The following is a 24,711-nucleotide window of genomic DNA, read 5'->3' as shown; positions in this document are numbered from 1 at the left end:
GCCCGCGGCCGGACGCGCTCCCTCCCGGCCCGCGGATCCGTGTCGGTGCGCGACCCTAGACTCGGAACATGCCCGTGACCCTGGAGACCCGGCTGGACGCCGCGGTCGGCGCGACCAACGCCAAGGCGCTGGAGAAGGCGTTCGGGATGCAGACCGTCGCCGATCTGCTGTCGCACTATCCGCGGCGCTATGCGAGCCGGGGCGAGCTGACGCCGATCCTCGACCTGCCCGTGGGGGAGACCGTCACCATCGTGGCCGAGGTGATGAGCGTGTCCGTGCGGGACATGCGCAACCGCCGAGGCGCGATGATGGAGGTCACGATCGGCGACGGCATCGGACGCATGTCGCTCACGTTCTTCGGCAAGCACCGCGGCCAGCTCGAGTGGCGGGAGAAGGAGCTGCGTCTGGGGCGCCGGGGCGTCTTCTCCGGCAAGGTCGGCCGCTACAAGGGCGTCACGCAGTTCGCCCATCCGCAGTACGAGCTGTTCGACGACGAGCTCGAGGCGCGCACCAAGGCGGACAAGGTCGTCACGCGACCGATCCCCCTGTATCCCGCCACGTCGGCCCTGGCGACGTGGCAGATCGAGAAGATGGTCGCCGTCGTCCTGGACGAGCTCGGTCCCGTGCCGGACCCGTTGCCGGAGGACCTGCGGCGGGAGGAGCACCTGCTCGACGCCCGGGCGGCCTTGGAGCAGGTGCACCGGCCGCGGACGCGGGACGAGATCGAGCCCGCTCTGCGGACGCTGCGGATGCACGAGGCGCTCACGATGCAGACGGCGCTGCTCGAGCAGCGGGGCGTCGTCCGGAGCCTGCCGGCCACGCGGCGTGAGGCGCGGCCCGGAGGACCGCGGGAGCGCTTCGACGCCGCGTTGCCGTTCTCTCTCACCGCCGACCAGGAGGCGGTCGGCGCGGTGATCGAGCGGGATCTCGTCGGCGGCGCGCCCATGAACCGTCTGATCCAGGGCGAGGTCGGGTCGGGCAAGACGCTCGTGGCGCTGCGGGCCATGCTCCAGGTGGCCGAGTCGGGCGGTCAGTCGGCGTTGATCGCGCCGACGGAGGTCCTCGCCGCCCAGCACCTGCGATCGATCACGAAGATGCTCGGACCGGAGCTGGCGCCGCAGCTGATGCCGACGCTCCTCACCGGGCAGATGTCCGCACCCGAACGACGCAAGGCCGCCCTGCGGGTGGCCTCCGGCCAGGCGCTCATCGTGGTCGGCACGCATGCCCTCCTCGGGGAGAAGACGACGTTCGCGGACCTCGGCCTCGTCGTGGTCGACGAGCAGCATCGGTTCGGGGTCGAGCAGCGCGAGGCGCTTCGCGCCAAGGGGGCGAGTCCGCACGCCCTCGTCCTCACCGCCACCCCGATCCCGCGGACGGTCGCGATGACGGTCTTCGGCGACCTGGACACGTCGGTCATCCGCACCATGCCCGAGGGACGCGCGGGGATCGAGACGCACGTCGCACCGCTGGCCGATCACCCCGGCTGGTTCGCCCGCGTCTGGGAGCGTGCCGCGGAGGAGGTCGCTCAGGGGCGGCAGGTGTTCGCGGTGTGCGCCGCGATCGACACTGAGAAGGACACTGTGGAGGCCGGGGAGGCCGAGCCCGAGATCGAGGGCGAGGCGCCGACCGGCCCGCGCTGGGGCGTCGTGCAGCTCCTCGCCGCCCTGGAGACGCATCCGCGCGTGGGGCGGCTGCGGCTCGCGGGGCTGCACGGGCGGATGCCGGCCGAGGAGAAGGACGCCGTGATGCGGTCGTTCGCCCGCGGCGAGATCGACGTGCTCGTGGCGACGACCGTGATCGAGGTCGGGGTCGACGTGCCGAACGCCTCGACCATGATCGTCCATGACGCCGACCGCTTCGGGGTCTCGCAGCTGCATCAGCTCCGCGGCCGCGTCGGGCGCGGGAGCGTTCCGGGGCTGTGCCTGCTCGTCACCGAGGCGGAGCAGGGCACGCCCGCCCGAGAACGGGTCGAGGCGGTCGCGGCGACGCTGGACGGATTCGCCCTGGCAGAGGTCGACCTGGAGCTCCGCGGCGAGGGCGACGTCCTCGGGGCGCGGCAGTCCGGCGCCCGATCGTCCCTCAAGCTCCTCCGCGTCATCAAGGACGAGGAACTGATCGTGCGGGCCAGGCAGATCGCGGAGGACATCCTCAGCGGGGATCCGGGGCTCCAGCAGCATCCCGGCTTGCGACAGGCGATCGATCGCCGGCTCAGCGACGAGGACCGCGCCGCCCTGGCGAAGAACTGAGCGTGGGACGAGGACGCGTCGCGACCGGTGACGACCCCGTTAGGCTGGACGGATGCGGTGCACTGACCGAACGAAGGAGTCGAAGTGAGCAGCCGGATCGCCGTCGTCCCGGGTTCCTTCGATCCGCCCACTCTGGGGCACCTCGACGTCATCCGTCGAGCCGCCGCGCTGTATGACGAGTTGCACGTGCTCGTCGTGCACAACCCCGACAAGCAGGCGATGCTGCCGGTGTCCCAGCGGCTCTCGCTGCTGGAGGAGTCGATCGCGGAGGCGGGGGTCGCCGGCCAGGTCATCGTCGGCTCCTGGAGCATGGGGCTCCTGGTGGACTACGCGCGCGATGTCGGCGCGGGAGTGCTCGTCAAGGGCATCCGCTCGCAGGTCGACGTGGCGTACGAGTCGCCCATGGCCATCGTGAACCGCCACCTCGCCGACATCGAGACCGTGTTCCTGCTGCCGGACCCGGCGCACGCGCTGGTCTCCAGCTCGCTGGTCCGTCAGGTGGCGGCGCTCGGCGGAGACGTGTCGCCGTTCGTCCCGGCGCCGGTCGCGCGGTTCCTGGACACCGGCGCACGCGGTCTCTGACCCCGGCCCGCACGCCGTCGGCTCCCGGTCCGGGACGCCGCGCGGCCGGTAGACTCGCAGGGTGAAGACGAGATTGAACGGACCGTTCGTGCTGCCCGTCCGCGACATCGTCCGACGCCCGGGCGAGATGCGCGAGCACGAGATCACCGTCGCCCTGCCCGAGCAGTGGGGTGAGGGGCTCGTCGCCGTCGAGGCCGGTACCGACGTGAGCGTCGATGTCCGCCTGGAGTCCGTGCACGAGGGCATCCTGGCCTCCGGAACGGTCGACTCGAGGTACCGCGGCGAGTGCAGCCGATGCCTGAATCCGATCGAGGAGCCTGTCGAAGTCGAGTTTCAGGAGCTTTTCGCCTATCCTGGAGAGGAAGCGAACGACTTCGAGGTTCAAGACGACCACGTGGATCTTGAAACTCTGGTCAGGGATGCGGTGGTTCTATCGCTCCCGTTTCAGCCGGTGTGCCAGCCGGATTGCCCTGGACTCGACCCCGAGACCGGTGAGCGGCTGGTCAGGAATGCCGGCACGGAGACTGTGGCTCCCATCGATCCTCGATGGAGCGCGCTCCAGCAGATCACGGACCAAGGGAGCGCGGCAGACCGTGCGCCCGAGAACACAGAAGGTAACTAGTCATGGCCGGTAACCCCCCGAAGCGCAAGGTCTCCCGTTCCAACACCCGCTCGCGTCGCGCGCAGTGGAAGGCCGAGGCTCCCGCGCTCGTCAAGACCGTCGAGAACGGCAAGGTCGTCTACAGCCGCCCGCACCAGGCCAAGGTCGTCACCGACTCGCAGGGCACCGAGCTCTTCCTGGAGTACAAGGGCCGCAAGGTCGCCGACGTCTGATCGCGTTCGAACGATCGTGACGGAGGTCCCTGGGGGGACGCGACCTCTCACCGAGACGCTCGGGGTCGAGATCGACCCCGAGCTTCTTGAGTTGGCGCTGACCCACCGCTCGTACGCGTACGAGCACGGCGGGATCCCGCACAACGAGCGGCTCGAGTTTCTCGGCGACTCCGTCCTGGGACAGGCCGTGACGGTGATGCTGTTCACCACGTTGCCGGATCTGGACGAGGGCGCCCTCGCGAAGCGGCGCGCCAGCGTGGTCTCCACGGTGGCGCTGGCGGAGGTCGCGCGGAAGATCGGTCTCGGCGACCATCTCCTGCTCGGCCGCGGCGAGGAGCAGACCGGTGGCCGCGACAAGGACTCGATCCTCGCGGATTCGATGGAGGCCGTGATCGGCGCGACCTTCCTGTCCGCGGGCGCGGAGGCCGCGACGGCTCTCGTGCTCCGGCTGACGGAACCGCTGCTCGCGGATCCGGAGCGGTACGGGGCCGCCATGGATCCCAAGACCAGCCTGCAGGAGATCGCGGCGCGTCTCGGCGCCACGCCGCCGCAGTACTCGGTCGAGTCCGACGGCCCGGACCACGACCGGCGGTTCACCGCGACGGTCGTCGTCGGGGACGTCACCACCACCGGCGAGGGCAGCAGCAAGAAGACGGCCGAGATGGCCGCGGCGCTGCGCGCATGGCACGTCCTCAGCGACCGTGCCTGAGCTGCCCGAGGTCGAGGTCGTCCGCGCCGGCCTCGCGCCTGCGATGACGGGCGCGCGCATCTCCTCCGTCGACGTCTTGGACGAGCGTGCGCTGACCCGCCACCTCCCCGGAGCGGCGGACTTCGTCGGACGCCTGGAAGGTGCGGAGGTCCGGAGCGTCGCCCGTCGGGGCAAGTTCCTCTGGATGCCGCTCGTCGCCTCCGATTCCGGCGACCCGGCGCACGCCGTGGTCGGGCACCTCGGGATGAGCGGCCAGCTCCTGCTGCGACGGCCGGATGCGGCGCCGGAGCGCCACGAGCGGGTGCGCATGATCGTCGAGCATCCGCGGCACGGCGAGCTCGCGGTCGTCTTCGCTGATCAGCGGACCTTCGGCTCCCTCGCGATCGATGCGCTGGTGCCCACGCCGGACGGCCGGGCCGCCGGCTGGGGGACCGACGCCGCGATGGTCCCGACCCAGGTCGCGCACATCGCGCGGGACCCGCTGGATCCGGCGTTCGACGACGATCTGCTGCGCGCGGCGCTGCGCCGCCGGGGAAGCGCGATCAAGCGCGCTCTACTGGACCAGACCCTCATCAGCGGCGTGGGGAACATCTACGCGGACGAGTCGCTGTGGGCCTCTCGGATTCATCCGGAGACCTCGGCCTCCGCTCTCTCGACCCCGGCCGTACGGCGCCTGATGGCCGAGGTGCGCGCCGTGCTCCACAAGGCGCTGGCAGAGGGCGGCACGAGCTTCGACGCCCAGTACGTCAACGTGAACGGCCAGGCCGGCTACTTCGCGCACTCGCTGAACGCCTACGGGCGCGGGGGCGAGCCGTGCCCGCGGTGCGGAGGACCGATCCGTCGGGAGGCGTTCATGAACCGCTCCTCGCACTACTGCCCCCGCTGCCAGCGGCGCCGGTGATCCGGGCGATGACGGCTCGAGGCCTCTCGGCACCCTGCTTGACCCTGACGTTACGTCAGGGTTGACGCTGGAGGCATGACCAGCGCGCTTCTCCCTCTTTCGCACGCCGAGGACCGCACGGACGAGACCGTGGTCCGCGACCCTCGACACCCTGCGATCCGGCGCGTCGCCGACGTCCTGCGTTCCCGTTCCCCGCGTCCGCGCACGATCGTCGTGGACGACGAGGAGAACGTCGCGCAGGCGATTCGTGCGGGGGTGCGCATCGCGACGGTGTACGCGGCGGAGGGTCACGAGGAGGCCGGGCGCCGGGTTCACGCTCAGGCGCCGTCGGCCGCATTCGTCGTCGTCGCCGACCGCGCGCTGCGCGCGCTCTTCGGCAGCGACAAGCTGGTCCCGGTCTTTGCCCTGGCCGTGGCCCCGGCATCTCCCACCTGGGCCGACCTGTCCCGACGGCCTGGAGATGTCCTCGTCCTGGACGGCGTGCGCATCCCCGGGAACATCGGCGCGATCGTGCGGACGGCGTGCGCCTTCGATGTCGCCGCCGTCGTCCTCGTCGACAGCGGACTCTCCTCGGTGCACGATCGCCGGCTGATCCGCGCGAGCCGGGGGCTCGTGTTCTCGCTGCCGGTCCTGCGGACGACGGCGGCGGGTCTGGAGGGATTCCTCGCCGCCGAACGGATCCCGCTCGTGAGCCTTGCCGCCGAGGCGGGCGCTCCGCTCAGCGGCATGGCGGCGATCCCCGGTCGGATCGCGATCCTGATGGGCGCGGAGCGTCGCGGCGCCTCCCGCCGGCTCGACGGTCTCGCCCGGTGGCGTTACACGGTGCCGATGACGGCGGGGGTCGAGTCGCTGAACGTGTCCGTCGCGGCCGGGATCGCGCTGTACGAGCGCAGCCGCGCGTGAGGTCGGAGTCTCTCGGACTTCATCTGCGCGGCGGAAGGCGACGAGGACGGCGCCCGAGGCGGGCGCCGTCCTTCTCCTTCCTGCGCCTACGCGGCGAACGAGCGCGACAGCAGGGGACGGGTGGCGCGCGTGCTGACCCAGACGAGCCCGATGCCGGCGGCGAGGACGAGCGCGATCGTCAGCAGCGACACCGGCGCGGTGATCAGGGCGATCCCGAGCAGGGGGAAGATCAGCGCGGCCGCGCACAGCGCCGATCCCAGCGCCGTGAACAGCAGCGGCGACATGATCGCGCGACGCCGGGCGGCGTCCACGGTGTCGAGCGGCATGCCCAGGTAGTGCAGGCTGCGGTGCAGCTCCCGCTGGTCGAGGATGTCCGACGCCTGCGTCACCCCGACCGACGCGGCGACCATGAGGAAGGAGCCGACGAGGGTGATGATGAGCCCCGTGCGCATGTCGGTGACGAGAGCGAGGTCCTGCGCGGAGGCGTCCTCCGCGCTCATCGTGTTCATGAGCGCGACACCGGTTCCGGCGAACACGGCCATGAAGCTGGACATTGCGATCCCGCTGACCTGTCGCCACGCGGCCTTGGGGGAGTCGAGGACGATCCGCGCCGCCAGCAGCCGCTGCGGCGTCTTGGCCGTCCGGGCCTGTCGCCGCGCCGACACCTGCAGGAGCCAGGGGCCGAGAAGGTTCAGGACGACCAGCGCGACGGCGAAGAGCCCGCCGAGCACCGCGGTGATGATGAGCACGCCTCCGAGAGACGGGACGAGCTTGGCGAGGATCACTCCGCCGGCGATCACGATCACGCCGATCACGGCCCGGATCCAGTGCAGGCGGGGCGGGGTGGCGCGGGTCCGGACGCCGAGGGGCGAGATCACCACCTGACGCAGCCCGATGACCGCGCTCACCGTCGCGAGCAGGATCGTGCCGAGGCCGATCGCGGCCACGACGAGCGGGGACAGCAGGATGGCGTCCACGCCGAGGGGCTCGCCGCGGAACGGGATCAGGGCGATCGCGGGAACCAGCGCGTAGGAGATGACGACGCCCACCGCGACGCCCGCGGCGGCGATCATCGTGGACTCGACGACGGCGACGACGCCGACGCCGGCCGGCGTCACGCCGAGCAGTCGCAGCGTGGACAGCCGCTCGTCGCGGCGACGGGCCGACAGGCGTGCCGCCGCACCGCCGAGCGTGCCGAGCGGCACCACAAGGAGGACCAGCGCGATGGTCGCGAGGAGCTGGTAGATCATGGCGTACTCGTCGTCCCAGCGCCAGAACGCCTGCGCCCCGCCCACGACGGTCAGGATGAGCGCCGAAACGATCGCGAAGGCGGCGGCGGGGATGAGGAGGGGGCCGAGGCTGCCGGGAGCCGGCCGCAGCAGCAGGCGGAGCACGGAGAGGTTCACGCCGCGACCCCCTGCGAGACGATCGCGCCGTCGCGGACGGACACGGTGCGGGCACAGCGCGCCGCGACCTGGGGATCGTGCGTGACGACGACCAGCGTGCGCCCCTGTCCGGTCGTCGACCACAGCAGGGCGTCCATGACCTCGCCGGACGTGACGGAGTCCAGCGCCCCGGTCGGCTCATCGGCGAACACGATCTCGGCGCCGGTGACCTGGGCGCGGGCGATGGCCACGCGCTGCGCCTGTCCGCCGGACAGCTCTCCGATGCGGCGGTCCTCCATCCCGGCCAGTCCCAGGGAGGCGAGCCACCCGGCGGCGTACTGCGTGGCCTCGGCGCGCGAGGTCCCGTTGATCATGGCGGCCAGCGCGACGTTCTCGATCGCGGTCAGCTCGGGGATCAGCAGACCCTGCTGGAAGACGAAGCCGAACCGCTCCCGGCGCAGCCGCGACCGGCTCGTCTCGTCCAGGGCGCTCACCTCCACCGCGGCGCCGCCGCGGGGCTGGAAGGCGACGCGGCCGGCGTCGGGGGTGGTGATGCCCGCGAGGACGTGCAGCAGGGTCGTCTTTCCCGATCCGGACGCGCCCATGATCGCGACGGACTCGCCGGGGGCGATGCCGAGGTCCACGCCGGCGAGGGCTCTGGTCGTGCCGAAGGTCTTGACGAGGCCCTGGGCCTGGATGACGAAAGGGGTCACTGCGGTGCTCATGCCTCCAGCCTCGTCGGCCGGAGGACGCGGATCGTCGGCCCGCAGAGGGAGATGGCGGGCACCGTGTCATCCCGGAGGATGAGATCCGGGCAGGGCCCCGCGGCCCCGCCCGGATCTCAGGAATCGAGGCGCTTCTGCCAGGCGGCGGCGAAGGACACGGCGGTGAAGCCGATCGCCTCGTTGATCGAGAGCATGGGCCGGTTCTCCTCCGCGTTGAAGGTGGAGACCGTCGGCGAGTGCGGAGCGAGCTCCCGCCAGCGCAGCAGGTTCTCGCACTTGACGATGGTCCCCAGCCGGTGACCCCGGTGATCGGCGTGCACGAGCGTGCCGTACTGGTGGGTCATGCCCGTGCGATCCCCGGCGATCACCAGCTCGTTGTACGCGACGAGGTCGCCTGACGGCACGTGCTCGACCGCGACGACGGAGACGAGCTGTCCGGCCTCGGCGAACTGCGCCTCGCGCCGTTCGACCCGGCCCGCATCCCACGACTCCTCATCGACGTGCAGCCCGCCGCTCGGGGCGTCCGTGGACAGCCGGGAGAGGATCGCCGCGTAGCGCTCGCGCAGCTCCGGCGGCGTCGGGCTCGTCCAGTGCCGCACCCGGTAGTCCTCGCCCGCGAACGACAGGGCCTCATCGAGCCGCTCCCGGAGCGCCGACGGGTCGGCACGCAGGTCGAACTCGCTGTTGCGCTCGACCTGTTCCAGGGCGTAGCCGTCCTGTTCCAGGAGCGATGCGAGGGGCGTGCGGGTGACCCGGCCCCAGCCGGTGAGGGGCGTCAGCGCCTCGGCCGCGCCGGCGTCAGGCCGGTGCAGCGTCCAGGTCTGCAGCGCCGTGCGCCCGTGGCGCACGGCCTCCTCACGCGCCTTCCGCAGCAGCGCCTCCGGGGCGCCGGAGTCCCAGTGCTCGGGCGCGACGAGCAGATCGAACTCCGCCGCGGTCGCGCCGTCCTCCTGAGCAAGGTAGACCGTGAGGATCCCGACGATCTCCTCGTCCCGCCGGGCCACGAAGCCCAGCGGCAGGACATCGGTGGTGTCATGCCACTCCGGGAGCATCTCGGCTGCGCTGGGCGCGAGCTCGGCGCGGCCCGCGTCCTGCGCGCAGATCCGCCGGTTGAGCTCGGCGTAGGCGAGGAACTCCGCGGCGTCGGCCGCGTCGATCGAGGAGGGGACGACGAGCGGAGCGATCTCGAGCGTCGGGGTCGTCGCGTCGATGGTCATGTCAGTACCTTCTTCCAGGCGCTTTCGGCGGCGATGGCCGTGAAGCCGATCGCCTCGTTGATCGAGAGCATGGGGCGGTTCTCCTCGGCGTTGTACGTGACGACCGAGGGGGACCGCGGGTGGATCTCGCGCCAGGCCAGCAGGCCGGCGCACTTGACGAGCATGCCGAGGCGATGCCCGCGATGGGAGGACAGCACGAGGGTCTCCTCCTGATGGGTCGTGGCCGTGCGGTCGATGCCGATGGCCAGCTCGTTGAACGCGCAGAGCTCCCCGGTGCCGACATGCTCGGCCGCGGTCACGAGCACGGACTGTCCGCGCGCGGCGTACCGCTCGTCATGCCGGACGACGCGCTCGGCGTCCCAGGCCTCCTCGGGCGAGGCGAGGTCGCCGCTCGGGGCGTCCGTCGACATGCGGGACTTCATCCACGCGTAGCCGTCCCGGCGCTCGGGCGGGGTGGGGAGCGTCCAGTGGACCACTCGGTACCCTTCCGCATGCGCCGCGGCGTCGGCAAGGAGCCCGCGCAGGTGCGGGATCGTGGCGTCGTCCCATGTCAGCATGCTGACCCGGTCGATCATCTCGATGGTGTGCCCGTGACGCGAGAGGAAGCGCGTCGCGTGGTCCTGCGGGACGCTGCCGAACCCGCTGGGGGACTCGAGGCGTGCGCCGTCCGCGTGGACATCCGCATGCTCGGCCCACAGCTGGAGCTCCCGTACGCCGTCTGCGCGCGCGACGCGCTCGATCTCGGCGTACGCGGCGGATCCGATGCCGCGTCCCCACACGTCCCGCAGCAGTGCGAGGTACCACTGCGCGACGTCGGCGCCGCCGTCCTGGCGGATGTTCAGGACCGCGCACCCGATCAGGGCGCCGTCCTGCTCGATGCACCACTGCCGACGGACCACGTCCGCGTTGGAGTCGAGCAGCGGAAGGAGCTCCTCGGCGGTGAACTGGTCGTCACCGCGCCCCGAGGTCTCCCAGGAGCTCCGGTTGCGCACCGCGGCGTAGGCGTGCACGAGGGCGGTGGGGCCCTGCCCCGGTGCCGGGAGGGGGAGCGGGTACATCCGCGCCCCCTCCGGCAGGGCGACGACATCGGCCGGATCGATCGGCGGCGCGTCGGCGAGGGTGTGGTCGATCATGATCGTCGTGCGATCCCTTCTGCGGACCTCGGGTCCGCGACGGCTCAGAACAGCTGGGGCGAGCGCGCGGCGTTGAGACGCCGGTGCTCGTACTCCGCGAGCACGCGCAGGCGTGCCTCGTGGCGCCGGTGCTGCTCGGCGGGGTCGGCGTCCCGACGGGCGTGCAGCACGAGCCACAGGGCGACGCGCAAGGCCAGGCGATCCGCGAGGGACAGGCGTCGGAGCTCGTCCTCGCGGGGGAACTCCACGGCCAGATGGTCGGTACCCGACAGGGCGGGTCGGGACAGGTGCTTCGAGGGTTGATCCTGCGAGGCGGTCAGTGAGGTGTTCACGATTGTCGCTTTCGTTGGCGGTGAAAGGGCGCGCCGCCGGGAACGGCGAGGCCGGCTGATCACGAGGACCGGGTCCGGGGCGCGGTGGAGAGTGATCCGTGACGGATCGGAGAGGGGACCCGAAGAGGGGTCCGGGAGGCGCCGGAGGATCGTGACGATCAGGGCGCCGTGGTGCGCAGTGCACCACGGACGGCGCCGTCCCGTGGGGGAGGGCCGTACCCGGGCGGGCGGCGCGCTATGCGGCCGCGGCGCGGGTGATGCCGGCGGAGATCGCCGCGATGGCGGTGACCCCGCGGAATGGGGTGAGTGTCGTCTGAGCGCGAAGCTTCATCATCATGTCGGCAACCTCCTTTCTCGGCTGTTCGGTTCGTCACGCTATCCGACCGCGACGACGCGCGTCAAGCGAACACACAGGATTCGCTGACATCCGGGCGTTTCCGCGGTCGCGGCCGGGTGGCGTCGGATAGCGTATGGGCGTGATCCGACCCGGACGGCAGCCGCGCGCATGCACCTGAAGAGCCTGACCCTCAAGGGGTTCAAGTCCTTCGCGCAGCCCACGACGTTCGCGTTCGAGCCGGGGGTGACCTGCATCGTCGGGCCCAACGGGTCGGGGAAGTCCAACGTCGTGGACGCGCTCGCATGGGTCATGGGCGAGCAGGGGGCGAAGACCCTCCGCGGCGGCAAGATGGAGGACGTCATCTTCGCCGGGACCTCCTCGCGCGGCCCGCTCGGCCGTGCCGAGGTGCAGCTCACGATCGACAACAGCGACGGTGCGCTGCCGATCGAGTACGCCGAGGTGACGATCAGCCGGACGCTGTTCCGCAACGGGTCCAGCGAGTACGCGATCAACGGTGAGGGATGCCGGCTGCTCGACGTCCAGGAGCTCTTGAGCGACTCCGGGCTCGGCCGGGAGATGCACGTGATCGTGGGGCAGGGGCGTCTCGACACCGTGCTCCAGGCGTCTCCGGAGGATCGCCGCGGCTTCATCGAGGAGGCCGCGGGGATCCTCAAGCACCGCCGCCGTAAGGAGAAGACCCTCCGCAAGCTCGACGCGATGGAGGCCAACCTCACCCGGCTCAGCGACCTGGCCGGGGAGATCCGGCGTCAGCTCAAGCCGCTCGGGCGCCAGGCCGAGATCGCCCGCGAGGCCCAGACGATCGCCGCGGTCGTCCGGGACGCGAAGGCGCGGATCTTCGCGGACGATGTGGTCGCGCTGCGCGCCGCGCTCGCCGACCACACCCGCAACGAGCACGAGCGGCATGCCGAGCGCGTCGTGCTGTCCGAGCAGTCCGACGAGGTGCGCGCCGAGATCGCCCGTCTCGAGGCGCTGCAGAACTCCGCCGCCGTGGACGAGGCCCGCCGTGTCGCCTTCGGTCTGGAGCAGGTGCAGGAGCGCATGCGGGGGCTGTTCACGCTGGCCAATCAACGGCTCGCCCTCCTGGGCACCGAGGAGGACGATGCGGCCGTCACCGCGGTCACGGTGACGCAGGCGACGATCGACGAGGCGAAGGACGAGATCACCGAGATCGGCTCGGGGCTGGGTCAGGCGCAGGATGCCGCCGAGGAGGCGGCGCGCGAGGTGGCGCGAGCACGCGCGGAGCTCGACGCGCTGGACGCCGACATCGCCGAGCAGAGCGCCCTCGTCTCCGCGCACGACATGCGGATCACCACGCTGCGCGGTCAGGCGGAGGCCGCGGCCTCGGCCCTGGCCGCGGTGCGCGGCGCCGTGCTGAGGCAGGAGAACGCGCTCGAAGCGGCACACGCCCGGCGCCGTGAGGCGGCCGAGGCGCGCGAGGCCATCGAGGATGGCGAGGCGCCCGAGGGAACGGCCGCCGAGCACACCGCCGCGTACGAGTCCGCCCAGGCGGCGGTGACGGCCGCGGAGGCGGAGCTGGAGGGGCTGCGGGAGCGCCTGCACGAAGCCGAGCGCGAGGCCGACGCTCTCACGGCGAAGGCGGCCGCCCTCGGCAGCGCGGTCGCCGTGTCCGGGGGAGCGGCGGAGATCGTCCGCGCGGGCGGACCGGGCGTCCGCGGACTCGTCGGCGATGCCGTCCAGGTGCGCCCCGGGTACGAGGCCGCCGTCGCCGCGGTGCTCGGCCCCCTCGCCGAGGGCGTGCTCGTCGACGACGACGAGGCCGCCTTCCTGCTGGCGGCGGAGGCGATCGACGCCGGTGGCGTCGATCTGGTGATCGCGGAGCCCGGCGCGTCCGTCTCACCCGCGGAGCCGCCCGCGATCGACGGCGCCACCGCGGCGAGCGAGGTCGTCACGGGCCCGCCCGGCATCCTCGGCGTCCTCTCCCACGTCCTGATCGTCCCCGACCTCGACGCCGCACGGACGGTGCGGGCGGCCGCGTCGGCCCTTCCGGGACCGCCGGTCACGATCGTCACGCAGACCGGAGAGGTGCTCACCGCGCACACCCTGCGGGCGGGCGCGGCCGGGGAGCGCTCGCGTCTGGAGCTGATCGCGGAACGCGACGCCGCGGTCGAGCGGCTCGAGGAGGTGCGCGTCATCGTCGACACGCTCCGGAGCGCGCGGGCGGATGCGTCCGAGACCCTGGAGTCGGCCCGCCGCACGGCGAAGGAGGCGCTGCGGACGCTGCGTGAGCACGACGCCGCGCTCGCCGCCCACACGGAGCAGGTGAACCGCGTCACCGTGAGGCACGAGTCCGCGATCGCCGAATGCGAGCGCCTCGAGGCCGGCCTCGCCCAGGTGCAGGCCACCGTCGCCGAGGCCGAGGCGAAGGCCGAGTCGGCCAAGGCGGAGTTCGAGCAGGCGCAGGCGGCGCCGCGCCCGATCCTGGACGCATCCGCGCGCGACGGCCTGCTCGAGGCGCTCGAGAAGGCGCGCGAGGAGGAGCTGGAGGCGCGCCTCGGGATCGAGACGCTCCGGGAACGGGTCCGCGCGGCGCAGACGAGAGTCGCGACGCTGGAGCGTCAGCGCGAGCGCGAGCGGGACGCGGCGGCCGAGGCCGCCCGGCGGGCGGTGATCCGCCGCGCCCAGCGCGAGGCGGCGTCCGGCGTCGCCGCGGAGCTGCCCCGGGTGCTCGATTCGATCGACCGCTCCGTCGCCGAGGCCCGAGTGGCGCTCGCGGCGGCGGAGTCCGCCCGCGCCGCACAGACCGAGGAGCTCACCGCCCTGCGGGCTCGCGAGACGTCGATCCGCGAGCGGCTCGCCGGACTCACCGAGAGCGTCCACGGGCTCGAGCTGCAGATCCACGAGAAGAAGCTGCACCTCACCAGCCTGCTTGAGCGCGTGTCCAGCGAGCTCGCGCTCGACGAGGACATTCTCGTTTCGGAATACGGCCCCGACCAGCCGGTTCCGCGCGACCCCGGAGACCCGGACGAATCCGAGGACGCCGCCGTTCCCTTCGATCGCCGGGTGCAGCAGCGCCGGCTCCAGGAGGCGGAGCGCAAGCTCACGCAGCTCGGACGCGTCAACCCGCTGGCCCTGGAGGAGTTCGCCGCCCTGGAGCAGCGCCACGCCTTCCTCACGGAGCAGCTCGCCGACCTCACCAAGACGCGTCAGGATCTGCTGACGATCATCGCGGACCTCGACGAGCGGATGCAGACGATCTTCGCCGACGCCTTCGAGGACACGAAGACGGCGTTCGGGGAGGTGTTCCCCCTGTTGTTCCCCGGCGGCACGGGCAGCATCTCGCTGACGAACCCGGACGACCTCCTGTCGACCGGGATCGAGGTCGCGGTCCGCCCGGTGGGCAAGAAGATCGAGCGCCTCTCGCTCCTGTCGGGCGGTGAGCGCTCCCTGGCGGCCGTCGCGCTGCTGGTGGCGATCTTCAAGGCGCGGCCGAGCCCGTTCTACATCCTGGACGAGGTCGAGGCCGCCCTCGACGACGCGAACCTCGGGCGCCTGCTCACCGTCTTCGAGCAGCTCCGGGCGAGCTCGCAGCTGCTCGTGATCACTCATCAGAAGCGCACGATGGAGATCGCGGACGCGCTGTACGGCGTCTCCATGAGACAGGACGGGGTGTCCGCGGTCGTCGGACAGCGTGTCGGCGACCGGGCACAGCGCGAGGCCGCGAACGCCTGATCCACGCCCCGCCCCGTAGGCTGGATCCCATGGCGGAGAAGTCCTGGTCCCTCACCCGTGCCCTGCGCGGCATGTTCGTCAAGCCCACCATCGACGAGACGACGTGGGAGGACCTGGAGACGGCGCTGCTGACGGCCGACTTCGGCCCCGACATCACCGAGCGCCTGGTGGACGAGCTGCGCGAGAAGGTGGAGAAGTACCGGACCACCGATCCCCGGGATCTGCAGCGCATGCTGCGCGAGACCCTCGAAGAGCACTTCGCCCGGTTCGACACCACCCTGAAGCTCACCGAGCGTCCCGCCGTGGTGCTCGTGGTCGGGGTGAACGGGGTCGGCAAGACCACGACGATCGGCAAGTTCACGAAGTTCCTCCGCAGCTACGGCCGATCGGTCGTCGTCGGCGCGGCGGACACGTTCCGCGCGGCGGCCGTCGATCAGCTCGCCACGTGGGCGCAGCGCGGCGGGGCGGAGATCGTCCGTCCGCAGCACGAGGGTCAGGATCCCGCGTCCGTGGCGTTTCAGACGATCGAGCACGCCCAGCGCACCGGCACCGAGATCGTCCTCGTCGACACGGCGGGGCGGCTGCACACCAAGGGCGGGCTGATGGACGAGCTGTCCAAGATCCGCAGGGTGATCGAGAAGCAGGCGCCGATCAGCGAGGTCCTGCTCGTTCTCGACGCCACGACGGGGCAGAACGGCGTGATGCAGGCGGAGGCCTTCCTCGAGCACGCCGGGGTCACCGGACTCGTGCTGACGAAGCTCGACGGATCGGCGAAGGGCGGTTTCGTGCTCGCCGTCCAGGAACGCACCGGCATCCCGGTGAAGCTGCTCGGGCAGGGCGAGGGGATCGACGACCTGACCGGCTTCACCCCCCACGTGTTCGTCCAGGCGCTGGTCGACGGCTGATCGGTCCGCAGACGCACCGGCGCGGGGGTACCGCACCGCCCGGGCGACTGGTTTCATAGCCGTATGGCGATCGAACACGACTTCTTCGGACTGCTGTCCTCGGGCCCGGACGGATCGATCTTCTGGTCGGAGATCGTGGAGTTCGGGGATCAGGTCGTGACCGTGGATCTCACGGCGCCGGACCAGGACGACGTGTCGGCCGAGGCACTCGACATCGCCGCAGCGCTGGTGTCCGGCATCGAGTCGGTCGACGGCAACGCCCGCAACGCCATGCTGTCCGAGGTGGACGATCGCACCAGCGAGGTGACGGAGTTCGTGCTGCAGCAGCAGGAGGCCTACGGCGACGAGCTGAACGACATCCTCGTCGACGTGTCCGGCGACGCCGCGGTCGACATCATCCGCTCGCTGCGTCTCATGAGCATGACGATCCTCGCCGACGAGCACGGCGGCACGGACCCGTTCGCGGTGCTGGAGTACGCGCTGGACGCCGATTCGACGGATGACGTGCTGCTGGTGAACTTCGGGTCCGACGGCTCCGTGCTCTCGGTGATGAGCGCGGACTGACTCGAGGGCCGGGCGGCCTCCCCCCGGTGGCCGCCCGACCGAGCCGGCGTCAGACCGCCTGTGCGAACCCGAGCTCCGCACCCTCCGCGATGTGCGCGAGGTGCTCGGGGATCGGACGACCCTTCGAGATCATCGACTGCGCCCAGAGGCGACCGGCCCGGTAGGACGAGCGCACCAGGGGTCCGGCGAGGACGCCGAGGAATCCGATGCGCTCGGCCTCCTCCTTGAACTCGACGAACTCCGCGGGCTTGACCCAGCGGGCGACCGGCAGATGCCTCGGCGACGGGCGGAGGTACTGCGTGATCGTGATGATGTCGCAGCCGGCGTCGTGGAGGTCCTGCAGTGCCTGCACGACCTCCTCGGGCTCCTCGCCCATGCCGAGGATGAGGTTCGACTTGGTGATCAGCCCGGCCTCGTGGCCCTGCGTGATCACGTTCAGCGAACGCTCGTACTGGAAGGCGGGCCGGATCCGCTTGAAGATCCGGGGCACCGTCTCGACGTTGTGCGCGAACACCTCCGGTCGGGCGTCGAAGATCTGCCCGAGGAAGGCGGGATCGGCGTTGTGCTCGTTCGCGAGCAGCTCGACGCCCGTGTTCGGGTTCAGCGCATGGATCTGACGCACCGTCTCGGCGTTCAGCCACGCCCCGGTGTCGGGGAGGTCGTCGCGGGCGACGCTGGTCACGGTGGCGTAGCGCAGGCCCATGCGCCGCACGCTCTCCGCGACGCGGCGCGGTTCGTCGGTGTCGTAGTCGGCGGGCTTGCCGGTGTCGATCTGGCAGAAGTCGCACCGGCGGGTGCACTGCGATCCGCCGATCAGGAAGGTCGCCTCGCGGTCCTCCCAGCACTCGTAGATGTTCGGGCAGCCCGCCTCCTGGCACACCGTGTGCAGGTCCTCGCCCTTGACCAGTGAGTGCAGCGCCTGGTACTCCGGGCCCATCTTCGCCTTGGTGCGGATCCACTCCGGCTTGCGCTCGATCGGCGTCTCGGCGTTTCGGACCTCGAGCCGGAGGAGCTTGCGGCCCTCGGGAGCGGCGCTCATGCGGCGACCTCCGTCGCGTACACGGCGGAGAAGGCGTCGGCGACGGCTCCCGCCAGGTCGGCGGGGGAGGTCGGGCGGCCGCTCGCCTCGCTCACCGTCGTCACGCCGGCATCGCTGATGCCGCACGGGATGATGCCGCGGAACCCCGCGAGGGTGTTGTCCGCGTTGATCGCGAACCCGTGCATCGTGACACCCTGCTGGACACGCACGCCGATCGCGGCCACCTTGTCCTCCGACAGCGGGCGGCGCACCCAGACGCCGCTGCGGCCCTCGACCTGGTACCCGTCCACGCCGAAGTCGCGGAGGACGTCGATGAGCGTCCTCTCGATCCGCCGGACGTGCGCGACCACGTCCACCGGCTCGACGAGCCGGACGATCGGGTACCCGACGAGCTGCCCCGGCCCGTGCCAGGTGATCTTGCCACCGCGGTCCACGTCGATCACGGGAGTGCCGTCCTGGGGACGCTCGTGCGGCTCCGTGCGCTTGCCCGCCGTGTACACGGCCTCGTGCTCCAGCAGGAGGAGCGTGTCCGGACGGGTTCCCGCGACGACCTCCGCATGGACACGGCGCTGCAGATCCCACCCGTCGAGGTAGGGCACGAAGTCCGGCGCGAGGCCGACGGTCTGGATGTCGAGCATGGGTCCTCCGAACCGGAGCGGTTATTGGATCGAGTACAACAATAGCGTCCTTGATCGGCCGCGGCGTCGTGGCGCGGCGTGGCGATACGGTGAGGGGATGCACACGGACGCGCGATCCTCCGGGCGTCCGCGGGCGTCCTCCCGGGAGACGCTCGCGGAAGCGGCGTGCGAGCTGTTCCTGGAGCAGGGATACGAGGCCACGTCGATCGCCGACATCGCCCGTCGCGCCGGGGTGAGCCGGTCCAGCTTCTTCAACTACTTCTCCTCCAAGAGCGACGTGCTGTGGTCGGGGCTCGACGAGCGGATCGACGCAGCCCTGGTGGCGCTGGGCGCCCTCGGGACCAAGGCCGACGGCCCCGGGGTGCGCGCCGCGCTGAGCGCTGTGATCCGGGACCTCGCACCCGACCCCCTCACCCTGGCGCTGCGCAACGCGTCCGCCATGGGCGTCGAGACCGAGCTGCGTCGCGACAGCGGCCTGCGCCACACGACGCTCGCGGCGGGGGTCGCATCGGCCGCCCGTGCGGCGGGCGTGCCGGTGATCCCGGCCGACATCCTCGGCTCGGCATGCGCGACCGCCGTGCTGTCCGCCATTCGTGTCTGGGCCGAGGACGGCGCCGGGCAGGCCTCCCTGGAGGCCCGCTTCGACGAGGCCCTGCGGAGCATCCACGCCCTGCCCTGGGGTCCCTAGGACAGGGCGGGCGGGGCGCGTGCGCGCCTCCCGTAGAATCGAAGGCACCATGGCTACCTTCGGCACCCTCTCCGATCGGCTCACCGAGACCTTCCGCAATCTGCGCACGAAGGGAAAGCTGAGCGCGTCCGACGTCGACGGCACCGTCCGCGAGATCCGGCGGGCGCTCCTCGACGCCGACGTCGCGCTCGCGGTCGTCAAGGACTTCACCGCGAAGGTGCGCGAGCGGGCGCTCGGCGACGAGGTCAACAAGGCGCTGAACCCGGCGCAGCAGGTCGTCCAGATCGTCAACGAGGAGCTCATCGCGATCCTGGGCGGCGAGCAGCGCCGCCTCGAGTTCGCGAAGACGCCGCCGACCGTGATCATGCTCGCGGGGCTCCAGGGCTCCGGGAAGACGACGTTCGCCGGCAAGCTCGCCAAGCAGCTGGAGGGGGAGGGACACACGCCGCTCCTCGTCGCCGCCGACCTCCAGCGACCGAACGCCGTGAACCAGCTCCAGGTGGTGGCGGCGCAGGCGGGAGCGACGATCTTCGCGCCGGAGCCGGGCAACGGCGTCGGCGACCCCGTCCGTGTCGCGCGCGACGGCGTGGAGCACGCCCGCCGCCAGCAGCATGACGTCGTCATCATCGACACGGCCGGCCGCCTCGGCGTGGACGCCGAGCTCATGAAGCAGGCCGCCGACATCCGCAAGGCCGTGGACCCGGACGAGGTCCTCTTCGTCATCGACGCGATGATCGGTCAGGACGCGGTCAACACGGCCAAGGCGTTCCAGGACGGCGTGGACTTCACGGGCGTCGTCCTCTCCAAGCTCGACGGCGACGCCCGAGGCGGTGCCGCGCTGTCCGTCGCCTCGGTGACCGGTCGGCCGATCATCTTCGCCTCGACCGGCGAGGGGCTCGACGACCTCGAGCCGTTCCACCCCGACCGGATGGCGAGCCGGATCCTCGACCTCGGTGACATCCTCACCCTGATCGAGCAGGCGCAGCAGGCGTTCGACGAGGCCGAGGCGATGAAGGTCGCCGAGAAGCTCGCGACCGAGACCTTCACCCTCGAGGACTTCCTCGAGCAGATGCAGCAGCTCAAGAAGATGGGCTCCATGAAGAAGATGCTCGGGATGCTCCCGGGCATGGGCCAGATGAAGCAGCAGCTGGAGGACTTCGACGACCGGGAGATCGACCGGACCGAGGCCATCATCCGCTCGATGACGCCGGGGGAGCGCCGCAACCCCAAGGTCCTCAACGGCTCCCGCCGTCTGCGCATCGCACGCGGCTCCGGGATGACGGTGACGGACGTGAACCAGCTCGTGCAGCGCTTCGAGCAGGCCGCGAAGATGATGAAGACCGTCGCCCGCGGCGGCACCCCCAACATCCCCGGCATGGGGCCGGTACCCGGCATGGGACGCCCGGGCGGCTCGTCGAAGCGCGGCAAGAAGGCCAAGAGCGGGGGTTCCCGTTCGGGCAACCCAGCCAAGCGCGCGGCGGAGAACGCGGGCCTCGCCGCGGCGAACTCTCAGCCGACGGGGACCGGCTTCGGCCTCGGCGGACAGAAGGCGCCCTCCGAGGCGGACCTCGCCGAGATCCAGAAGCTCTTCGGCAAGAGCTGACCCGTTCGGGGTCCGATCCGGGGCGATCCGGCACTGTCATGCGCCCCGAATCCCCGCGCAGCGCCCCGAACCGACGCGGAAAGGGCGGGACCGGATCGACCGGCCCCGCCCTTCGTCGTCGTCAGCGGACGATCACTTCACGTCGTCGTCGACCCAGTCCATGGACTTGGTGACGGCCTTGCGCCACAGGCGCAGCTGACGGTCGCGCTCGCCCTCGTCCATCGACGGCTCCCAGCGCTTGTCCTCCTGCCAGTTGGCAGAGAGGTCGTCCAGGCCGCTCCAGAAGCCCACGGCGAGCCCCGCGGCGTACGCGGCGCCGAGCGCGGTGGTCTCGGCGACGACCGGCCGGACGACCGGGACGCCCAGCACGTCCGCCTGGAACTGCATGAGCGCGTCGTTGGCGACCATTCCGCCGTCGACCTTCAGCTCCGTGAGGTCCACCCCGGCGTCCGCGTTCACCGCGTCGAGCACGTCGCGGGTCTGGAAGGCGACCGCCTCCAGCGCGGCGCGCGCGATGTGGTTCTTGTTGGCGAAGCGGGTCAGGCCCACGATCGCACCGCGGGCGTCCGGACGCCAGTACGGCGCGAACAGGCCAGAGAACGCCGGCACGATGTACACGCCGCCGTTGTCTTCGACCTTGTCGGCGAGCTCCTCCACCTGCGGGGCGGAGTCGATGATGCCGAGCTGGTCGCGCAGCCACTGGATCAGAGACCCCGTGACGGCGATGGAGCCCTCCAGCGCGTAGTGCGTCGGCGCGTCGCCGAGCTTGTAGCCGACGGTGGTCAGCAACCCGTTCTTCGAGTGGACGATCTCCTCGCCCGTGTTGAAGATGAGGAAGCAGCCCGTGCCGTAGGTGTTCTTGCTCTCGCCCTTGTTGAACGCGGCCTGACCGAACGTCGCCGCCTGCTGGTCGCCGAGGATCCCGGCGATCGGCGTCTCGCGCAGCAGCGACGAACTCTCCGCCGCGCCGTAGACCTCGGACGACGAACGGATCTCGGGCATCATCGAGCGGGGCACGCCGAACGCCTTGAGGATGTCGTCGCGCCACTCCAGCGTCTCGAGGTCCATGAACAGCGTCCGCGAGGCGTTGGTGACGTCGGTGGCGTGCACGCCGCCGTTGACGCCGCCGGTGAGGTTCCATAGGACCCAGGAGTCCGTGGTTCCGAACAGCAGGTCCCCGGCCTCCGCCTTCTCGCGCGCACCGTCGACGTTCTCCAGGATCCAGGCGATCTTGGTGCCGGAGAAGTAGGTCGCCAGCGGCAGGCCCACGATCGGCTTGAACCGGTCGACCCCGCCGTCGGCAGCGAGGCGGTCGACGATCTCCTGCGTGCGGGTGTCCTGCCAGACGATGGCGTTGTAGACCGGCTTGCCCGTCGTCTTGTCCCACACGACGGCGGTCTCGCGCTGGTTGGTGATGCCCACCGCCGCGATGTCGTGACGCGTGAGGTGCGCGCGCGTCAGCGCGAGGCCGATGACCTCCTGGACATTGGCCCAGATCTCCGCGGCGTCGTGCTCGACCCAGCCGGCCTTCGGCAGGATCTGCTCGTGCTCCTTCTGACCCGTGGCGATGATGCTGCCCTTGCGGTCGAAGATGATGGCACGGCTCGAGGTCGTGCCCTGGTCGATGGCGATGATGTAGTCGGCCATGGTTCTTCTCCTTCGGGTTCGGGGATCAGGCGGCCAGGCCCAGCAGGACCGGAGCGAGCAGCGCGGCGATCGCACCACCGATCAGCGGGCCCACCACGGGGACCCACGAGTACGCCCAGTCGCTGGAGCCCTTGCCCTTGATCGGCAGGATCGCGTGGGCGATGCGCGGGCCCAGGTCACGCGCGGGGTTGATCGCGTAGCCGGTCGGGCCGCCGAGCGAGGCGCCGATGGCGACAACGACCAGCGCGACGGGCAGGGCCGTCAGCGGGCCGAGGCCTCCGGGGACGCCGACCTCGATGTCGCCGTAGTCGGCGAACGCGAAGATCGCGAACACCAGCACGAACGTGCCGATGATCTCGGTGACCAGGTTCCAGCCGTACGAGCGGATCGCCGGCCCCGTGGAGAAGACGCCCAGCTTGTTCGCGGGCTCCGGCTCCTCGTCGAAGTGCTGCTTGTAGGCCAGCCAGCACAGGATCGCACCGATGATGGCGCCGAGAAGCTCGGCTCCGGTGGCGACGGCGAACTGCGCGAAGCTGATCTTGTTCGCGATCAGCAGGCCGATGCCGACGGCGGGGTTCAGGATCGCGCCGGAGTATGCGGAGACCAGGACACCGGCGAAGACCGCCAGACCCCAGCCCCAGTTGACCATCAGGAATCCGCCGCCGAATCCCTTGTTCTTGACCAGGGCGACGTTCGCGACGACGCCGCAGCCCAGAAGGATCAGCATGGCGGTGCCGACGAGCTCTGACAGGAAGTAGAGCCCGAGGTTGACCTCAGTCATGTCTTCTTTGACCTTTCACGGGGCACCGACCCCTCTGCCGGTGCTGGGTGGGTGGAGCCGAATCGAGGGCGGCGTCCTGCGGCCCTCAGCCCCGGGCGGGGGAGGGAAGAGCGAGTCCGTGGCGCTCGTTCAGCAGCGCGCGGGTGCGGTCGACCTCGGCGTCGGTCCGGGCGCGGTCCCAGCCCAGCAGCGGCGCCAGGGCCGCGGCGAGCTGCTCCAGCACTGCTTCGTCGACATCGCCGGTGAACGCGAGGCTGGTGCGGCGCAGGACGATGTCGGCGAGGCGCACGACGAGCTCGTTCTCGACCATCCACTCCAGTTCCCGGGTGGACACGGCGCCGCCGGCCAGGGGGGTGTCGGGGCCCTGCTCGATGTGCTCCCACACCTCGGCGGCGCGCGTGCCGTACCGCGCCATGAGCAGCTCGGCGCGGGCACCGGCGCCGGGGAGGTTCCGCGTGAGCCAGGCGTCGCGCGCCTCGGCGGCGGGGTAGTCGCGTCCGCCGCCGATCGCGCGCCCGGCCGTGGAGACGGTGCGGGTGCGGTCGATCAGACCCAGCACGATGTCCGACAGGGACTCGCCCAGAGCGCGGAAGGTGGTCCACTTGCCGCCGACGAGCGACACCAGCGGCACGGCGCCCTCGCGGTCGACCTCGACGCGGTAGTCGCGGGACACGAACCCCGGTGCGGTGTCCTCGTGGCGGGGCAGCGGGCGGATCCCGGAGAAGCGGTAGACGATCTGGCCCCGGTCGACGGAGATCGAAGGGAAGACGTGGTGGATCAGGTCGAAGAAGTAGTCGACCTCCTCCTCCGTGCACAGGGCGATCTCGCGGGGGTCGGCGTCGATGTCGGTGGTCCCGACGAGCACGCGGCCCTTGAGGGGGTAGATCAGCACGATGCGGCCGTCGGAGTGCTCGAAGAAGATCTCGCGGCCGCCCGTTGCCGCGAGCAGCTCCGGGTGGTCCAGCACGATGTGCGAGCCCTTGGTCCCGCCCATGAACCGCGTCTCGGTGCCGAGGGCCTCGTTGGTGAGGTCCGTCCAGGGCCCGGAGGTGTTCACGACGACGTCGGCCGCCACGCCGAACTCGGTCCCCGTCTCCAGATCGCGCAGGAGGATCCGGTCACCGTCGCGCCCCACGGCCTCGACGTAGTTCAGCGCGACCGCACCCGGGTGCGCGGCCCGGCCATCCTGGAGGACGTCGAGCGCGAGCCGCTCCGGGTCGTGCATGGACGCGTCGTAGTAGGTGGCGGTGTACTTGATCTTCGGATCGAGCATCGGCAGCGCCTCGAGCGACTTCTTGCGCCCGTGGAAGCGGTGCCTCGGCACCGTCCCGCCGTCGCGCGAGAAGGTGTCGTAGATCATCAGCCCCATCTTGATGAGGAAGGCGCCGCGCTCCTTCGGCTTGCCGGACTTGTGCGTGAGGAAGCGCAGTGGCGCCGACAGGATCCCGGAGAAGGTCGAGTAGATCGGGATCGTGGTCTGGAGGGGCTTGACGTAGTGCGGCGCGATCTTCAGCAGTCCGTTGCGCTCGTGCACCGACTCGTTGACCAGGCGGAACTCGCCGTTCTCGAGGTAGCGGATGCCGCCGTGGACCATGTGGCTGGAGGCGGCCGACGCTCCGGAGGCGAAGTCCCCGCGCTCGGCCAGCACGACGTCGACGCCCTGCAGAGCCAGTTCGCGGAAGGTTGAGATGCCGTTGATCCCGCCGCCGATCACCAGAACGGTCGTGCGGCCGGCCTCCCGGACCCGTCGGACATCGGTGCGCTCCTGCGCGGACGAGAGCTGCTCGGTCATCGTCGTCCCCTTTCCTGCCTGCTCATCACGTCGAGCTTG

General features: G+C 71.1%; 22 protein-coding genes. 12 read left to right on the top strand and 10 right to left on the bottom strand.

The window, feature by feature from the left end; all coding sequences use genetic code 11:
* Positions 1-68 precede the first annotated feature (68 nt).
* From V6R91_RS23705 to V6R91_RS23675, 7 genes are all read left to right on the top strand, one after another.
* On the top strand, positions 69-2,246 hold the full coding sequence (locus V6R91_RS23705; RefSeq protein WP_336397328.1) for an ATP-dependent DNA helicase RecG: 2,178 nt from the start codon (positions 69-71) through the stop codon (positions 2,244-2,246).
* A gap of 84 nt (positions 2,247-2,330) precedes the next feature.
* Complete coding sequence (gene coaD, locus V6R91_RS23700) at positions 2,331-2,828, top strand: pantetheine-phosphate adenylyltransferase (protein ID WP_219084751.1); 498 nt, start codon at positions 2,331-2,333, stop codon at positions 2,826-2,828.
* Positions 2,829-2,901: 73 nt separating this feature from the next.
* Positions 2,902-3,450, top strand: coding sequence for a YceD family protein (locus V6R91_RS23695; protein WP_067244461.1), 549 nt, complete (start codon positions 2,902-2,904; stop codon positions 3,448-3,450).
* Between the two features lie 2 nt (positions 3,451-3,452).
* Positions 3,453-3,662 (top strand): 50S ribosomal protein L32, encoded by a 210-nt coding sequence (gene rpmF, locus V6R91_RS23690; protein ID WP_050721097.1) that lies wholly within the window; start codon positions 3,453-3,455, stop codon positions 3,660-3,662.
* 16 nt (positions 3,663-3,678) lie between these two features.
* Positions 3,679-4,371, top strand: coding sequence for a ribonuclease III (gene rnc / locus V6R91_RS23685; RefSeq protein ID WP_067244463.1), 693 nt, complete (start codon positions 3,679-3,681; stop codon positions 4,369-4,371).
* Positions 4,364-5,272 (top strand): bifunctional DNA-formamidopyrimidine glycosylase/DNA-(apurinic or apyrimidinic site) lyase, encoded by a 909-nt coding sequence (gene mutM / locus V6R91_RS23680; RefSeq protein WP_336397327.1) that lies wholly within the window; start codon positions 4,364-4,366, stop codon positions 5,270-5,272. Before rnc ends, mutM begins: the two co-directional genes overlap by 8 nt.
* Positions 5,273-5,347: 75 nt before the next feature.
* Positions 5,348-6,175 (top strand): TrmH family RNA methyltransferase, encoded by an 828-nt coding sequence (locus V6R91_RS23675; protein WP_336397326.1) that lies wholly within the window; start codon positions 5,348-5,350, stop codon positions 6,173-6,175.
* 86 nt (positions 6,176-6,261) lie between these two features.
* Here the strand turns inward: V6R91_RS23675 and V6R91_RS23670 are convergent, their stop codons facing one another.
* From V6R91_RS23670 to V6R91_RS23650, 5 genes are all read right to left on the bottom strand, one after another.
* Positions 6,262-7,581 (bottom strand): FtsX-like permease family protein, encoded by a 1,320-nt coding sequence (locus V6R91_RS23670; protein WP_336397325.1) that lies wholly within the window; start codon positions 7,579-7,581, stop codon positions 6,262-6,264.
* Positions 7,578-8,285, bottom strand: coding sequence for an ABC transporter ATP-binding protein (locus V6R91_RS23665; protein WP_231821024.1), 708 nt, complete (start codon positions 8,283-8,285; stop codon positions 7,578-7,580). Before V6R91_RS23665 ends, V6R91_RS23670 begins: the two co-directional genes overlap by 4 nt.
* 116 nt (positions 8,286-8,401) lie before the next feature.
* Positions 8,402-9,502, bottom strand: coding sequence for a GNAT family N-acetyltransferase (locus tag V6R91_RS23660; protein ID WP_336397324.1), 1,101 nt, complete (start codon positions 9,500-9,502; stop codon positions 8,402-8,404).
* Positions 9,499-10,635 (bottom strand): GNAT family N-acetyltransferase, encoded by a 1,137-nt coding sequence (locus V6R91_RS23655; protein WP_336397323.1) that lies wholly within the window; start codon positions 10,633-10,635, stop codon positions 9,499-9,501. The genes V6R91_RS23660 and V6R91_RS23655 overlap by 4 nt, the downstream gene beginning before the upstream one ends.
* Positions 10,636-10,679: 44 nt before the next feature.
* Entirely contained in the window at positions 10,680-10,967 is a 288-nt protein-coding gene (locus tag V6R91_RS23650) for a hypothetical protein (protein ID WP_336397322.1), read from the bottom strand.
* 505 nt (positions 10,968-11,472) lie between these two features.
* On the opposite strand from V6R91_RS23650, the gene smc reads away from it, so the two are divergent.
* The 3 genes from smc to V6R91_RS23635 all read left to right on the top strand — a co-directional run bounded on the left by smc (position 11,473) and on the right by V6R91_RS23635 (position 16,484).
* Complete coding sequence (gene smc, locus V6R91_RS23645; protein WP_336397321.1) at positions 11,473-15,015, top strand: chromosome segregation protein SMC; 3,543 nt, start codon at positions 11,473-11,475, stop codon at positions 15,013-15,015.
* A gap of 29 nt (positions 15,016-15,044) precedes the next feature.
* Entirely contained in the window at positions 15,045-15,920 is an 876-nt protein-coding gene (gene ftsY / locus V6R91_RS23640; protein ID WP_336397320.1) for a signal recognition particle-docking protein FtsY, read from the top strand.
* Positions 15,921-15,983: 63 nt separating this feature from the next.
* Entirely contained in the window at positions 15,984-16,484 is a 501-nt protein-coding gene (locus V6R91_RS23635) for a DUF2004 domain-containing protein (protein ID WP_067244487.1), read from the top strand.
* Between the two features lie 49 nt (positions 16,485-16,533).
* Here V6R91_RS23635 and lipA read toward each other — a convergent pair whose 3' ends face one another.
* Together lipA and lipB are read right to left on the bottom strand one after the other, a co-directional pair.
* Positions 16,534-17,523, bottom strand: coding sequence for a lipoyl synthase (gene lipA / locus V6R91_RS23630; RefSeq protein WP_067244489.1), 990 nt, complete (start codon positions 17,521-17,523; stop codon positions 16,534-16,536).
* The gene (gene lipB / locus V6R91_RS23625; protein ID WP_271059759.1) at positions 17,520-18,161 is read right to left on the bottom strand and encodes a lipoyl(octanoyl) transferase LipB; all 642 of its coding nucleotides are present in this window, start codon (positions 18,159-18,161) and stop codon (positions 17,520-17,522) included. The genes lipA and lipB overlap by 4 nt, the downstream gene beginning before the upstream one ends.
* Before the next feature lie 97 nt (positions 18,162-18,258).
* Here lipB and V6R91_RS23620 point away from each other — a divergent pair, with 97 nt between their 5' ends.
* Positions 18,259-18,849, top strand: a complete 591-nt coding sequence (locus V6R91_RS23620) for a TetR/AcrR family transcriptional regulator (RefSeq protein WP_336397319.1) — start codon at positions 18,259-18,261, stop codon at positions 18,847-18,849.
* 49 nt (positions 18,850-18,898) lie between these two features.
* Positions 18,899-20,452, top strand: a complete 1,554-nt coding sequence (gene ffh / locus V6R91_RS23615) for a signal recognition particle protein (protein ID WP_336397318.1) — start codon at positions 18,899-18,901, stop codon at positions 20,450-20,452.
* Positions 20,453-20,584: 132 nt separating this feature from the next.
* Here ffh and glpK read toward each other — a convergent pair whose 3' ends face one another.
* The 3 genes from glpK to V6R91_RS23600 all read right to left on the bottom strand — a co-directional run bounded on the left by glpK (position 20,585) and on the right by V6R91_RS23600 (position 24,672).
* The gene (glpK, locus tag V6R91_RS23610; RefSeq protein ID WP_336397317.1) at positions 20,585-22,099 is read right to left on the bottom strand and encodes a glycerol kinase GlpK; all 1,515 of its coding nucleotides are present in this window, start codon (positions 22,097-22,099) and stop codon (positions 20,585-20,587) included.
* A gap of 25 nt (positions 22,100-22,124) precedes the next feature.
* Positions 22,125-22,880: an MIP/aquaporin family protein gene (locus V6R91_RS23605; RefSeq protein ID WP_067244499.1), complete on the bottom strand. Its 756-nt coding sequence runs from the start codon at positions 22,878-22,880 to the stop codon at positions 22,125-22,127.
* Positions 22,881-22,965: 85 nt separating this feature from the next.
* Positions 22,966-24,672 carry a glycerol-3-phosphate dehydrogenase/oxidase gene (locus V6R91_RS23600; protein ID WP_336397316.1) on the bottom strand — a complete coding sequence of 569 codons (1,707 nt, stop codon included), beginning with the start codon at positions 24,670-24,672 and terminating at the stop codon, positions 22,966-22,968.
* Positions 24,673-24,711 lie beyond the last annotated feature (39 nt).

The sequence above is a fragment of the Microbacterium sp. CCNWLW41 genome (assembly GCF_037083505.1).
Note: the sequence above shows the minus strand (reverse complement) of the source record. Positions and strands in the feature narration are given on the sequence as shown.